Here is a 14,980-nt window from a genome sequence, read left to right on the forward strand (position 1 = left end):
TTAACGCCAATTGAGCGAATTATTTCCCTTTGTATGACGAATATACTTACTCTACGCCGAATGGGCACTTTTTGTTTGGTCTTGCTATTAAGCTTTAACATTCAAGCCCAATTTAGCTTTCAAAAACACAGTTTTATCCTCGAGCCCGTAGGCGAATTCAAAGCCCAGGAAACCGAGCGCATTTTTGCTCCCAGCCTTACACCGCAGGAAATGCATCATCCGGATGGTGAACTGGATCGTCAATGGGCGCGCTCAGCTCTTAGAGCGCAAAGATTTAATAAGGTTGCCAATGATGTGGTGATAAATCCCAATACTCCACGCCCCGAAGTTTTAGATAGCCTGGCCGGAAATGCCTACAGCGGGTCCGTTCCCAATGATGATGATTTTGCCATCGGTATTAACCAACAAATGGTGCGAGTACGCAACAGTACCATTGGGGTGTACGATTACAGCAAAGACAGCCTGCTTTTTGAAACTACCCTCTTCCGTTTTTACCGCCCAACCGCCATCTTACCCGGAAGCAAATACGATCCTCGGGCCTTGTACGATCCGGTAGCTGATCGCTTCATCGTACTCTACCTCAGTGGCAATACCTGGGAAAATTCAAAAATCATTGCGGCCTTTTCCAAATCCAATGATCTGGCGGATGGCTTCAATATCTACCAAATTGACGGTAATCCGCTCAATGATTCTACTTGGAGTGATTATCCGCATATTAGCATTAATCGCGATGATTTGTTCATCACCATGAACACCTTTTACAATGGCTCCAGTAATAACAGTGGCTATGTGCAGTCGACCATTCGGCAGCTCGACAAACAAGCAGGCTATGACAGCCTTCCCATGATTGAGCATTACTATTCGAACTTAAAAATGGGGAATCGAAATCTCTTCAATTTTACAGGCATGGATCGCGGTACCGATTATCCCGGAGCTCCGGCTTATATCCTCTCCAACCGAAATTTGGATACCCTAAATGACAGCATATTCGTCGTAAAGATTGATGGTCCTGCCAGTGGTAATCCTCAGCTTTCGCTGGAAGTATATCAAACGGAAACACCATACGGGCTTCCTCCTGCTGCGCGTCAAGCCAATGATCATACCTTCGATTGTAACGACAGTCGTATTCAAGGTGGATTTGTGGCCCATGGCACCATTCAATATGTAGGAAACACCATCACCTCCTTAGGCAATTCGGGGATTTACCACGGCATGATCAAATTGGATGGACCTAAAACCAATAGTTATTTCAAGATTATCAATTTTGATCCTATTGATATCGGATACCCCCAAATCACCTATACCGGTAAATCCTATGCAGAGATGGAAGCCATTATCAGCTTTAACCATACGGGCGACAGCCTCAATGCTGGCTTCTCTTGCATGTTCTTCGATAATGATTCCAGCTACAGCCCACGTAAGCAAATTGTAGAAGGCGGTGATTATATCGACATCATTTCCAGCAATGGCGATCGTAAATATGAGCGTTGGGGCGATTATACCGGAAACCAACAAGCCTATGGCGAAACAGGTACGGCTTGGGCCTCAGGATATGAGGCTACCACCAATGGTCAGCCCCTAACTGCCATCGCAAAATTGCGCAGCCCCAATTGGCAGGACAGTCCCATAAATATTGGACTTAAAGAAAACAGTCTTCAAAGTACGGTAGCGCCAAATCCGGCCATCGATTGGTTTGAATTGAAACTAAATCAGGAGAAAGAAGAAGTTTTGAGCTTCCGCTTGATGAGTTTGGATGGCAAGCAAAATCAAGCTTTGTTTGAGGTACATGAGCTAGCTCTGCCGGGACAAAACAGCTTCCGCTTTAAAACGAATAGCCTTAAAACCGGAGTTTACCTTTTGGTGGTTCAAGCGGCGGATGGTAGAAGGATTATGGAGGAGAAAATTCTCATCAACAAATAAGATTTCATAAAAGAGGCTGATATCAGAATTAATACCTCAGCCTCTTTTAACTTTTCCCTTTGAAGTCGCTTTTAAGCAAGGCATACATTAGGGCTCCTAAAACGATCAGGATGACCAAATTAAGCCGACTTACCCTGGGTTTACTCTGCCTAGGACTGAGCCCCCTTTTTGCCCAAGAATTTGAAAAAATCCCATGCTCCTATAAAGACAGCACCTATCTCTATATCAATGATGGAGAATCGGATAGTCTTTTCTATTACCAGCTTATTCCCGAGCAAAAACCTCAAGCTTGTATAATTATCATCCCTGCTTCGGGTGAAAAAGTTGAGGGCGTAATTCCCCAATTGAAGATCCCTCAAATGGCAGCAAAAAAAGGAATCATGACTTTAATCCCTTCCATTAATTGGGGATCGGTAGATCGCCTTTCGGAAGCCGCCTTTCTGGATACCTTGATCACGAATTGCATTAAGAAGTATGATATTCCTGCTGATAAATTCGTTTTAGGTGGTTTATCCAATGGTGGTGTTATCGCCCTGCGCTATGCCCAGCTGGCGGCTATGGATAGCAGTCGGACATTGATAAAACCCGCCGCTATTTTTGGGGTAGACCCTCCTTTGGATTTGGCTCGCTTATATAATTATTGCGATCGAGAATTGGAGCGAGGTATTAGCGAAGTAGGCATTGCCGAAGCACGTTGGATCAAAAACTATTACGGCACTAACTTCGGAGGCAGTCCTGCCGAAGTTCCTCAAACCTATCAGTATTTTTCGATCTACAGCTATGGAGCCGAAAAAGGTGGCAATGCCGAATTGCTTCTGGAAACTCCCCTGCGCTTTTATACCGATTTGGATCTTGATTATCTGCTTAACAAAAGGCATCGCGACCTCTACGACTGGAACGGCTCCGATATTGTAGCAATGGTAAACGAGCTCAAAATGCAGGGCCACCCCAATGTGGAAGTAAAAATCAGCATAGGTAAAGGACTAAGACCCAATGGCGAGCGACACCCCCACTCCTGGTCCATTATTGATAATGATGATCTCCTAAACTGGCTCATCAGCACCCTAAAGCTTTAAGCAATACTCTTACCTTCAGTTAATTACAACATTATCTGTAATTAATCTAAATAAACTTTGTCTTTTCCTTAAGGCACCCTTATTTTCGCGGCCAATTATTTAGACCTAATCTTAATAAGCCATGAAAGCCCGGTGGTGCTTCATCATAAGCCTAGTCTTAACTTTAGGGTTGAGCCCCTTAAAAGGGCAAACTGTATTTGGTAGTATTGAAGGTCAATTAAGCGATAAGCAGGGTCAATCGCTTCCAGGGGTCGCCATTTTCATTGACAGCCTTAATCTGGGGACGGCCTCAGATGTGCAAGGCCATTTCCTACTTGAGAAAATTCCTTTGGGCTGGCATCTCCTCGAAATTCAGGCTATTGGATTTAAATCCATTCAGCGAAAACTGCAGATCACCAACAGTCAGAAGCTGGCCTTGAACTTTCAATTGGAAGAAACCGCCAATCTTCTGGAAGAAATTACCATCCTACGAAAATCACAGGCCGAAGAAAAAAGGCAAAGCACCTTCACGGTAAATATCCTGGAAACCAAAGGCCTGCAAAACCTCAGCAGCGATCTCAATCAGGTACTTCGTCAAAGTAGTGGAATAACCATTCGCGAAGCGGGAGGCTTGGGCTCAGGTTTCAAGCTCTCCTTAAATGGCCTTTCAGGTAATCAAATTCGCATTTTCAGGGACGGTATTCCCATGGAGAATTTCGGCTCAGCCTTAAGCCTCAATAACTTCCCGGTGAATTTAATTGAGTCCATTGAAGTATATAAAGGTGTGGTGCCCATTGGCTTGGCTGCCGATGCTTTGGGGGGCGCTATAAACATCAATAGCTCCCAAAATCAACAGAGTTTTTTAGACGCCGCATACAGTATAGGATCCTTCAATACCCATCGTCTTTCCATTAGCAGTCAATACGCGCCTGGAAACCGCAATTTCTTTCTCCGTTTAAATGCATTCGGGAATTATTCCGACAACAATTACCGGATGAAATCGGTACCCATTTATGATCTCAAATTAGGAAATTATTTGGGGGACCAAGAGGTGCAACGCTTTCACAGCGAATACCAATCCGCGATGTTGCAATTCGAAGCGGGTTATCGCAACTTAAAATGGGCCGATCAGATTGCCCTTAGTACCAGTCAGGCTTATAACTTCAAGAATTACCAGCATCCAGATAATAATATCAAGCGCAGCTTTGGCGCCTTCCACAGCCATAATCACAGCCAATTACTCAGCCTGAACTACAAGAAGAAATGGAATAAGTTCCGACTTCGCGCCTACGCCTTAGGCGGCCTCAGTACCGAGAGCATTGTTGACACCTCATCCTACAAATACAATTGGTTGGGCGAAAAAATAAAACGTGCCAGTGATGATCCCAAGGGTGAATTATTCGAGCGTAAGAGCCTTATGGAACTTAGAGATCAAATGCTGCGCTCCAATATTATGGCCAGCTATGAATTTCATCCCTATCATCAAATTCAGTTAAGTGCCAGCCAATCTTATTTAGGTCGAGAAGGACAGGATCTGGTCAACCCATTCAACAACAGTTTTAAGATTCCCAGTTACATCAATAAGAGCATATTGGCCGCCAGTTATCTTTTAAAAGCACCTTCCGGACGATGGAACCTTAGCCTACTCGCTAAAGAATATTGGTACAATGGTGAGATAAACAGCCCCGATGATCAGGGCCAAAACCAAATTAGCTCCCTGGCCTTCGAACGCTTTGGTGCCGGTGCCACTTTTAGTTATTACCTCACACCCAGATGGCAAATCAAAACTTCCTACGAGAAAGCCTACCGTCTGCCAGAGGCTTATGAAATCCTGGGCGATGGCATCTATGTAAATGCCAATCCGGAACTAGCCCCCGAACAAAGCGATAATTACAATTTGGGATTGCGCTTAAATCCAAATATGGGTACCTGGAAATATAGCGCCGAGTTCAATGCATTTCTGCGTAATTCGGCCGATTTCATCCGCTTTAAACCACTGGGACCTTTTGGTCAGTACGAAAACCTGCATGAAGTAAGAAGTCTTGGAACAGAATTATCCCTGAACCTGGCTTATAAAGATCGTATTCAAATCACCTTAAACGGAACCTATCAGGATCTGCGTGATCGCAATCCATTCGATGAGGGCCTCGAAAACATCAATTACAATAGCCGCATTCCCAATGTTCCTTATTTCTTCAACAATGCTCGTTTGGCTGTAAAACCTCTGCGAAAGCAAAGCTTAAAACTGTATTGGAGCACCCATTATGTACATGAGTTCTTCCTCAACTGGGAAAATCTGGGTCATAGTGATAGCAAGCATATAATTCCGAGTCAATTAAACCATGACCTGGAATGCGAATACAGTTTTCAGGAAGGGCGCTACAATCTCAGCCTCAGCCTGAATAATCTTTTTGACGCGGAGCTCTACGACAATTTCCGCATTCAAAAGCCTGGAAGGGCCATCTATCTAAAGTTCAGATATCTATTCAAATCTTAAATATCAATACCTATATCATGTTAAATACCCAAAATAAATGGCAAGCCTTCTTACTAATCGGAAGTTTAGCTTTAGGCTCTGTCGCTTGCGAAAAGGACGAAGACAAAACCAATACCGCGGCCTCCTCGGCTGGTATCACCATGTCTTTAAAAACCACCGGCAATGATGAAGCGGAATTCATTGTAAGTAAAGAAAATATCATGGAAGGCGTAATCTCGGCCGAAGGCACCGGGATTGAGCAAACCGGATGGCGCTTTTACTACCCCGTTGGTAACACACTTTTTGCCTCGGGTTATAGTGATGATAATCAATGTGCAGGTTATGCCGCTAATAGTAATGGTGAAATCGTAAAAAGTGGCGAATTCATCTTCGAAAATGCTTTGGAAATGTTTGGTCATTCTGATGATGAGCAAACCTTCCTGGCCATGGAAATTCCTCGCGCTGGCTTTGCGAATCGTCGCTTGCACTTTATAGATGTGAATACCGTACAAGTGAAAAAAATTGTAGGTACCCGCATTTTCGAGAATACCAACGATTCATTGGTAGCTTGGCCTACGGCCCTGGAGGTACGTGGTGATAAATTATTTATCCCCTTCCACAAATTAGATGCAAAAGGATACTTCAGCACTCCAAGTGCCGACAGTGCTTTTGTGGCTGTTTACTCTTATCCCGACATGGGATCTGAGCCCGAAAAAATCATTGCCGATCCACGTACCAGCAATATAGGCGTAAATGGTGGTAGCACCGGATTAATAGAAACTGAAAGTGGTGATTTGTATAGCTTTTCTTGCGGCGCTGTAATGGCAGGCTTTGCCCCTGCTTCCACTAAACCATCCGGAATCTTGCGCATTAAAGCCAATGAAACAGAATTCGATGCCAATTACTTCTTCGATATTGAAGCAGCCAGCAATGGTGGTAAACTATTCTGGTTCGATTACCTCGGAAACGGCAAAGCTATTGGTCGCATCCTTAGCCATGATAATGGTGGTGCCTGGGCTGCTTTCGGTCGTGCGGAGTTCAACCAAAAATTGGTAATTATCGACTTAGAAGCCCAGACTCTTACTGATGTAGCGAACGTTCCTTTACATGCAAAGCGCTATTCTTCTCCGGTATATGTTGAAGGAAACACTGCTTATGTAAGCATTGAAACAGCTAGTGAAGCCTATGTTTATGCGGTAGATATCGCCAATGCTACAGCTACTCGTGGTGCTAAAATTGAAGGTAAAACCATCAAAGGTTTCTACAAACTCTAAATAGAATGGGGCACCCATCGTTGGTGCCCCAATATTTTCCTCCAGAATGAGCCTTAATAGAAAATCACTGCGAAAAAAACTGCGATTAATCCATCTCTACCTGGGACTGGGAACCGGTTTAGTGGTTTTCATCGTGGCCCTAACTGGCTGTCTCTGGGTTTTCCAGGAGGAGTTTAAAAGTTTTAGCGATCCCTTTGCTGAAAAAGAAGTCTCGGCCGCTTATCAAATTTTCCCCACAGAAGCTCGCGCTATTGCGGAAACTGTTTTTCCGGGCAAAACGGTACATGGAACCTTATATCAAAGTGATCTAAAAAAAGTAGAGGTCATCTTTTATGAAGCTGATCCCGAATTCTATCGCTCCGTTTACCTCGATCCTCAAGACGGTACAGTATTGGGCACCGAAGATCATTTAAAAGGCTTCTTCCCTTTTGTGCTGGAAGGCCATATGCATCTTTGGTTACCAGAAGAAATTGGCAGTCAGATTGTAGCCTGGAGTACGGTAATTTTCACCTTTATGCTCATAAGTGGGATAATCCTCTGGTGGCCCCGCAATAAAAAGGCACGCAAGCAAAGACTCTGGTTTCGCTGGAAGAAAAGTAGTCGTTGGAAACGCAAGAACTACGATTTGCACCAAATTACCGGATTTTACATCAGCATATTGGCCATGGTCTTAGCCCTTACGGGATTAGTGATGACCTTCGATTCCTTTGAAAAATGGCTTTACCGTGGAATAGGCGGAGATAAAGAACTGCATTTTATCGTCCCGGAAATATCCAAGCCTGCTAGCAAAGTCATAGCGCAAAACGGTATGGACCAGCTTTTTCCTTTACTGGAAAAGCGCTACCCCAATGCTGAAAGTCTGGAATTTCATTATCCTCATTCGGAGCGAAGCAGCATTTATGTGGAAGTTAGTTGGCAAGAAGGAGTTTATTACAATTCCGACTATCTCTTTTTCGATCCGCAGACTTTAAAGGAAGTGGCTACCGAAAGTATTTACGGCCCCTATGCCGAAGTAAATTTCTCGGATTTGGTGCTGCGCATGAACTACGATATTCACGTTGGAGCCATCGGTGGATTAGCAGGAAAAATATTGGCCTTCTTCATCAGTCTTGGTATTGCCAGCCTACCTCTTACGGGCTTCTTGATTTGGTGGGGACGTCGCTATAAAAAAGCCAAGTCTCAGGATTAAGATTTCCTTTGTGCCTGCCCGGCATTCTGTATTTTGCAGCTAGAATTTCTAGCATGCGCCCACTCTTTTATTTTTTGGTATTTAGCCTTCTGATCGCCTGTTCTTCCAAGCCGAAACCTGAGACAGTCTATCAATCAAAGACTCTGCAGATTCTTAAACTACAAAGTGGACTTTATCAGCATATCAGCTATATCCAAATCCCCAATTATGGTCCCTTCCCTTGTAATGGGGTCATCTTGCTAGATCAGGGTGAAGCGCTGGTTTTCGATAGCCCAGTGGATGACTACGTAGCCCAGGAGCTAATTCAATGGATCGAAAGCCAAGAGCTGCACATCAAAGGAATTGTGGTCAATCATTTTCATGAAGACTGCCTCGGTGGACTCCAGGTCTTTCATCAACATAAGATTCTTTCTTATGCCCATCAAAAAACCATAGAACTAGCTGCGGCCGATGGTATGCCGCTACCCCAAAATAGCTTTGTAGACAGCCTGATTATCAGTGTTGGTCAATATCATTCCATTAATAGCTTCGCAGGAGCCGGCCATACTCAGGACAATATCGTCTCCTACTTCCCAGAACATAAAACCCTATTTGGAGGCTGCTTAATCAAAAGCCTGGGTGCTCAAAAAGGAAACCTGGCTGATGCCGATACTTTGCAATGGGCGAGGAGCGTTGAACACATCAAAAGTAAATTCCCAGAAGTGGAAACTGTTATCCCTGGACATGGCCCGGCAGGCAGCTCGGAATTACTGGATTATACTATTAAACTATTCACCGCCCCTAAGACCTAAGCATGAAGAAGAAACATCTGCTCTACGCCATCCTCATCATTGTGGTCCCCTTAGGCCTCTTTGGCTTTTGGATGAAAACTGGTCTACCCAATTTGAGTGGTCATGAGATTGGTGATAAAATAGACAGTTTCAATGGGGTTGCCGTTTACTATAATGGATCAGTTAGTCATGTTGATGGTCGCAACCTGGCTGCCGATGGATACAATCTGGGTTTAAAATGGCAATGTGTGGAGTTCGTAAAGCGCTATTATTATGAGCATTTAGATCACAAGATGCCCGATTCCTATGGTCATGCTAAAAGCTTCTACAATGCCCAAATTGGTGATGGTCAAAAAAATGCCCAGCGCAATCTCATTCAATACCGTAATCCCAGTCAATGGAAACCAGCCGTAAATGACCTATTGGTTTATGATGGCACCATCTGGAATCCCTATGGCCATGTAGCCATCGTTTCGGCGGTATTTGAAGATGAAATTGAAATCATTCAACAAAATCCCGGACCTACAGCTCCCTCTCGACTGCGCATCGGCCTAAGCCAAATGGAGAATAAATACCAATTAGAAGGCAGCACAATTCTAGGATGGCTTCGAAAAAAAGCGTCCTAATTCAGGCTTAAGATTAATTCCGCATTTAGAGTCCATAATTCTGTCAAATCCTATTTTTGCGGCATGAATCAGGACGATCTTTTTAAAAAGGTAATCGCCCATGCGAAAGAATATGGATTTATCTTTCCATCGAGCGAAATTTATGACGGGTTATCAGCTGTTTACGACTATGGTCAGAATGGCGTTGAACTGAAGAAAAATCTGCGCGACTATTGGTGGAAGGCCATGGTACAAATGCACGAAAACATTGTGGGTCTGGATGCCGCCATTTTCATGCACCCTACCACCTGGAAAGCCAGTGGCCACGTAGATGCCTTTAATGATCCCTTGATCGACAATAAAGACAGTAAGAAACGTTATCGCGCAGATGTACTCATTGAGGACTATGCCGAAAAACAGCGTCAGAAAGCCGAAAAAGAAATCGAAAAGGCCAAAAAGCGCTTTGGTGAAGATTTCGATGAAGCCCTTTATCGCGAAACCAATCCGCGGGTAAAGAAATACCTCGACGAAGCGAATGATACCGTTAAGCGCATGGCGACCAGTCTTGATGCCGGAGATTTAGCCGATGTAAAATCTTTGATCGAAGAAAAAGGCATTGCCTGCCCTATCAGCGGTTCTAAAAACTGGACCGAAGTACGCCAGTTTAACCTCATGTTTGGCACGCAAATGGGCTCGGTGGCCGAAGGCGCCTCCACCCTATACCTGCGTCCTGAAACGGCCCAGGGAATCTTCGTAAACTTCCTGAATGTGCAAAAGACCGGTCGGATGAAAATCCCATTTGGTATTGCCCAAACCGGAAAGGCCTTCCGGAATGAGATTGTTGCTCGTCAATTCATCTTCCGGATGCGCGAATTCGAGCAAATGGAAATGCAGTATTTCGTACGTCCCGGTGAGGAAATGAAATGGTACGAATACTGGAAGGAAGAGCGTATGAAATGGCACCGTGCCCTAGGTATGGATGAAAGCTATTACCGTTTCCATGATCACGAAAAGCTGGCACACTACGCTAATGCGGCTGCGGATATTGAATTCAACTTCCCCTTCGGATTTAAAGAATTGGAAGGTATTCACTCCCGTACCGACTTTGATTTGAAAGCGCATGAAGAGCACAGTGGCAAGAAGCTGCAATTCTTCGATCCCGAAATAGGTCAAAATTATGTGCCTTATGTAATTGAAACCTCCATTGGATTGGATCGCTTATTCTTGGCCGTATTATCCTATGCCTATAGGGAAGAAAGTCTGGAAGATGGCAGTAGCCGAACCGTTTTGCGTATTCCGGCTCCTTTGGCCCCGGTTAAAGCGGCCATCTTACCCTTGGTAAAGAAAGCCGGGCTGCCTGAGATTTCCCGTGAAATCCTTAATGAACTACGCTACGACTTTAATATTCAGTACGATGAGAAGGATGCGATTGGCAAACGTTACCGTCGTCATGATGCCATCGGAACCCCTTACTGTATCACCGTAGATCATGACACAAAAGAGGATAATTGTGTGACCCTTCGGGATAGAGATAGCATGACCCAAGAAAGAGTGCCTATTCAAAATTTAAAAGCAAAACTTTCCGAAAGCCTGAGCTTGAGCAGTTTACTAAAAAAATAATTTTGGAGCCTATTGAATAACAGAGCTTTAAAATTAATATATATTTGTGCGAAATTGTTTAACAACCAAATCTCGAGAGAAGGATGAAAAAAGTAAGTTTTTTTGCATTTGCACTGATCTTTGCTGGTGCCGTAGCATGTAACAACCCACAAGCTGAAGAAAACGCTGAAGACGCAACTGAAGCTGTAGAAGAAGCCGCTGAAGACGCAGGTGACGTTATGGAAGAAGCCGCTGACGAAGCTGGTGACATGGCTGAGGATGCTGCTGAAGCTGTAGAAGAAATGGCTGACACCACTATGGAAGCTGCTGAAGAAGCTGCTGACGACATGGAAGGTGAAGTAGAAGAAGCCATGCACGAAGGTGAAGACCACAGCGAGCACATGTAAGCCACGCTGAACAAAATAAAAAATCCTGATCAGGCTCTGCCGGTCAGGATTTTTTTATGCCTAAAAAAGCCGGCTCTCTTTCAAAAACCGGCTCTTCTAATTTTTTGTGATTAGAGCTTTTCAGCCAAAACCAACATGCGTTCTTCCACTTCAGGGCTATCCCAAATTTCATGAATATTGGGCATACTCATAATTTCGGCCATCAACTCATCCTGACGCTTACCCAGGGCAATAGCATCCGAATAGCGAACTTCGGGTGAAAAGGTAACCAGACTGTATAGTGGGGTCCACTTCTCTGGATATTTCTCTGAAAAACGCACTTCAATTTTCTTGCGAAGTAAAAACTCGGGATCACCGGTTAAATCGCGCATCTCTACAAAATTGCGCATCGCCAAATCTGCAATGGCATCGGCATCCGGCTTACGCTCGGTTTCATAGGCCTTTAAAAGTCCTTCCCAATCATCGCCATACTCATCCATCAGGCGATCCAGCACAAAGCAATCTTCAAAACCGGCATTCATTCCCTGTCCGTAGAAAGGCACAATGGCATGACTGGCATCGCCAATCAAGGCTACCTTAGCATTGCGAGTCCAGGGAAAGCAACGGATGATCACTAAAGAGGAATCCGGGTTTTCTTGCCAATCGCGATCAAAATTGGGCATCATAGCCAGAGCATCGGCAAATTCCTGTTCAAAGAAAGAACGAGCCTTTTCAACCGTATTCAAACTATCAAAGGAAACCTCACCTTCCATGGGGAAGAATAAGGTACAGGTAAAGCTGGCATCCGGATTAGGCAAGGCAATCAGCATATAGCTTCCACGGGGCCAGATATGCAGAGCATTCTTTTCCAGTAAGAATTCGCCATTGGGTCCGGCCGGAATCTCCAATTCTTTATAACCATGCTCAATATACTCTTGCGAATAACTAAAGCGATCGGTCTTTTGCATTACGCTGCGCACTGCGCTAAAAGCACCATCGGCACCAAAAAGCAAATCACTATCTACCTTGCGTTCTTCACCCTCACGATTGCGGTACACAGCACTGGCATTCTCTAAATCTACCTCGGCGCAAGCCTGCGAAAAGTGAATCTTCACCCCGCGTTTTTCAGCCTCATCCATCATCAGCATATTAAGACCAGCTCTGGAAACCGAATTGATGGCCTGCCCTTCCTTCCCATAAGGTTGATAGGTCAATTTTCCTTCCCTACTATGCATCACGCGACCATACATAGGGATGGCCATTTCTTTCAATACTTTTTCTTCCAAACCTACCTTGGCCAGGGCTTGCAAACCTCTATCACTCAAGGCCAGGTTAATGGAGCGACCACCATCCAGCAGATTCTTGCGCGCATCCGGACGACGTTCAAAAATCTCCACCTTATGACCGCGCTTTGCCAAATACAGGCTCAATAAAGAACCTACTAAACCGGCACCGGCAATGCTAATATTCTTCTCTTGCATGATTAGTCTTTTAAATGTTCTTTCAACAATTGGCCAAAGCGATACACATCCTCAAAGGAGTTATACAAAGGCACCGGTGCCAAACGGATTACATCGGGCTCACGCCAGTCGGCAATTACGCCAGCCTCGCTCAATTTCTTAAAAGCTGCTTTTCCTTTTCCGGGTACCGAAATAGAAATCTGACACCCTCTGCGCTTGGCATCCTTGGGAGTAATAATACGTATGTTTTGGCCGCTTTCGCGGGATGCGTCTTCAATAACGCTTTGTAGATAAGCCGTAAGTTTTAGGCTCTTTTCACGAAGGGCGGTCATACCCACCTCCTCATAAAGCTCCAAAGAAGCTAATAATGGGGCCATTGCCATTACCGGGGCATTGCTTAATTGCCAGGCTTCCGCGGTGGGAATGGGCACGAAGCGATCCGGCATTTGGAAGCGGTCTTCTTTACTATGACCCCACCAGCCCTCAAATCGAGGAATATCAGCTTTCCCATGATGCTTCTCATGCACAAAAACACCCGAAACACCTCCAGGACCTGAGTTTAAATATTTATAACCACACCAGGCGGCAAAGTCTACATTCCACTTATGCAATTCGAGTGGCACATTACCAGCGGCATGCGCTAAGTCCCAGCCCACCATGGCTCCGGCCCGCTTTCCTGCATCGGTTATGCGTTCCATATCAAACCACTGTCCGGTATAATAATTCACCCCACCAATCATCACTAAAGCCAATTCATCGCGATGGGCATCAATGGCCTCAATAATGCGATCTTCTTCAATCAGCTCCGTTTCTGGATCGGGCATAATTTCAATTAGATGCTCCGCCGGATCTAATCCATGGAAACGCAATTGGCTATGTAGGGCATATTGATCACTCGGAAAAGCCTTACCCTCACATAAAATTTTAGTGCGCTTGCCTTGGGGGTGATAAAAGCTCACCATCATTAAATGCAAGTTTGTCGTGAGGCCGTTCATCGCCACCACTTCACTTTCTTTAGCCCCAACAATACGGGCTAAGGCTGCACTGAAATTCTCATGATAAGATAACCAGGGACGCTCGGCTTCCAGGTGACCATCTACACCCCAACGAGCCCAATCATCCAATTCCTCCATTAAAATGGTGCGGGATCTGCGAGCTTGCAAACCCAAGGAGTTACCCGTGAAGTATAAAACCTTATCCGCATCATTTTGCGGGAATAAAAACTGATCGCGATAGGAGGCTAAGGGATCCCTTGCATCGGCCTGTCGTGCGCCTTCCAAAGTATTGGGGATTGTCATAGTTCTTTTTTAGCGGCTCAAAGTTAATAAATGCCCCAAGCCCATTGGGCTAAGAGCAATAAAATGAAAACGATTATCGGAATGGCTTCCACCCAAAATCCAATGTAGATTTCGGAGCGATTATGCCGAACTTTTCGAATGAGATAAGCACCAATTTCCAAACCCACCAGCCAGGCTATTGCCAGTGCAAGAGAGAGGTCCCAAATAAAATAAGCTGCAATAGTCCATAATTGATACAAGAGCAAAAAGAAATTAGCCAATTGCAAGGAAGCATCTACCCCCATTAACTGCGGAATGGTCTTCATCTTAGACAGATCATAATCCATATCCCGTATATCAAAAGGTATAGTAAGACCGGCTACCAGGAAAGTGCGAAATAAAAGCTCCAGGTAAAAGTGGAAGGTCCAAATCTGATCCATATGAAGCATGGGCAAGGCAAAACTCAGCCAGGCCCAGGTAGCTGATATCAGCAAAAGCTTTAACATGGGAATGGTACGCAGGGAAGTAAAATGCCGATTGGGATGCGGAAAGGCCAATGGGTAAAGAATTGCAACCACTACCGCCGGTGCTAATGCGATCACTAAATCCCAACTGTAAAACCAGCGCAAAACATAGAGGGAGGCAAGGCCCATAAACAGGCTGTACATTAAAGCCGCGATGGGTTGCTCAAAACCCGCCACTTCCGAGGGCTGCCCACCTGTATTTTGCTGGGCAATTTTCACCCAGCGCATATAGCTATAGGCTGAAGAAGTTGCTAACAATAAGAAGAGCGCATAGAGATAAGCCTCCTCGCTCCAAGGGGCAGGAAAACTCATCAAGCTCAAAAGCCCTACTGCCAGGCCTACCCAGAGATTTGAAGAAATTAAAAATCCCCGCATCACTTTTGATCATCGATCACCGGAGGGTTAAAAGATTGTTATAATCCCTAACCAAGAAGCGACCGTCTAT

At 44.9% G+C, this 14,980-nt stretch carries 12 protein-coding genes; 9 read left to right on the forward strand and 3 right to left on the reverse strand.

The features are described 5' to 3' along the window. Positions 1 to 33: 33 nt before the first annotated feature. The 9 genes from ACO05P_RS09575 to ACO05P_RS09615 all read left to right on the forward strand — a co-directional run bounded on the left by ACO05P_RS09575 (position 34) and on the right by ACO05P_RS09615 (position 11,295). Positions 34 to 1,920, forward strand: coding sequence for a hypothetical protein (locus ACO05P_RS09575; protein WP_421750429.1), 1,887 nt, complete (start codon positions 34 to 36; stop codon positions 1,918 to 1,920). Between the two features lie 110 nt (positions 1,921 to 2,030). Continuing rightward, positions 2,031 to 2,996 (forward strand): hypothetical protein, encoded by a 966-nt coding sequence (locus ACO05P_RS09580; RefSeq protein ID WP_421750431.1) that lies wholly within the window; start codon positions 2,031 to 2,033, stop codon positions 2,994 to 2,996. Between the two features lie 169 nt (positions 2,997 to 3,165). Further along, positions 3,166 to 5,472, forward strand: coding sequence for a TonB-dependent receptor (locus tag ACO05P_RS09585; RefSeq protein ID WP_421750433.1), 2,307 nt, complete (start codon positions 3,166 to 3,168; stop codon positions 5,470 to 5,472). Positions 5,473 to 5,489: 17 nt separating this feature from the next. After that, the gene (locus ACO05P_RS09590; protein WP_421750435.1) at positions 5,490 to 6,725 is read left to right on the forward strand and encodes a DUF4374 domain-containing protein; all 1,236 of its coding nucleotides are present in this window, start codon (positions 5,490 to 5,492) and stop codon (positions 6,723 to 6,725) included. A gap of 46 nt (positions 6,726 to 6,771) precedes the next feature. Continuing rightward, on the forward strand, positions 6,772 to 7,914 hold the full coding sequence (locus tag ACO05P_RS09595) for a PepSY-associated TM helix domain-containing protein (protein WP_421750436.1): 1,143 nt from the start codon (positions 6,772 to 6,774) through the stop codon (positions 7,912 to 7,914). 53 nt (positions 7,915 to 7,967) lie between these two features. After that, a complete protein-coding gene (gene bla / locus ACO05P_RS09600; RefSeq protein WP_421750437.1) occupies positions 7,968 to 8,705 on the forward strand; it encodes a subclass B1 metallo-beta-lactamase in 738 nt (245 codons plus the stop codon). 2 nt (positions 8,706 to 8,707) lie between these two features. Next, positions 8,708 to 9,310, forward strand: a complete 603-nt coding sequence (locus ACO05P_RS09605; RefSeq protein ID WP_421750439.1) for a CHAP domain-containing protein — start codon at positions 8,708 to 8,710, stop codon at positions 9,308 to 9,310. A 63-nt stretch (positions 9,311 to 9,373) separates the two neighbouring features. After that, positions 9,374 to 10,909, forward strand: a complete 1,536-nt coding sequence (locus ACO05P_RS09610) for a glycine--tRNA ligase (RefSeq protein WP_421750440.1) — start codon at positions 9,374 to 9,376, stop codon at positions 10,907 to 10,909. 83 nt (positions 10,910 to 10,992) lie between these two features. After that, complete coding sequence (locus ACO05P_RS09615; protein WP_421750441.1) at positions 10,993 to 11,295, forward strand: hypothetical protein; 303 nt, start codon at positions 10,993 to 10,995, stop codon at positions 11,293 to 11,295. A gap of 110 nt (positions 11,296 to 11,405) precedes the next feature. On the opposite strand, the gene ACO05P_RS09620 is transcribed toward ACO05P_RS09615, so the two are convergent. Genes ACO05P_RS09620 through ACO05P_RS09630 form a run of 3 tightly spaced genes read right to left on the reverse strand, consistent with a single transcriptional unit; the run spans position 11,406 to position 14,910 of the window. After that, positions 11,406 to 12,755, reverse strand: a complete 1,350-nt coding sequence (locus tag ACO05P_RS09620) for an FAD-dependent oxidoreductase (RefSeq protein ID WP_421750442.1) — start codon at positions 12,753 to 12,755, stop codon at positions 11,406 to 11,408. A gap of 2 nt (positions 12,756 to 12,757) precedes the next feature. Beyond that, positions 12,758 to 14,032, reverse strand: coding sequence for a kynureninase (gene kynU / locus ACO05P_RS09625; protein ID WP_421750443.1), 1,275 nt, complete (start codon positions 14,030 to 14,032; stop codon positions 12,758 to 12,760). 23 nt (positions 14,033 to 14,055) lie between these two features. Next, the gene (locus ACO05P_RS09630; RefSeq protein WP_421750444.1) at positions 14,056 to 14,910 is read right to left on the reverse strand and encodes a hypothetical protein; all 855 of its coding nucleotides are present in this window, start codon (positions 14,908 to 14,910) and stop codon (positions 14,056 to 14,058) included. Positions 14,911 to 14,980: the final 70 nt, after the last annotated feature.

It is taken from the genome of Croceimicrobium sp. (assembly GCF_965228705.1).
GTDB lineage: Bacteria > Bacteroidota > Bacteroidia > Flavobacteriales > Schleiferiaceae > Croceimicrobium.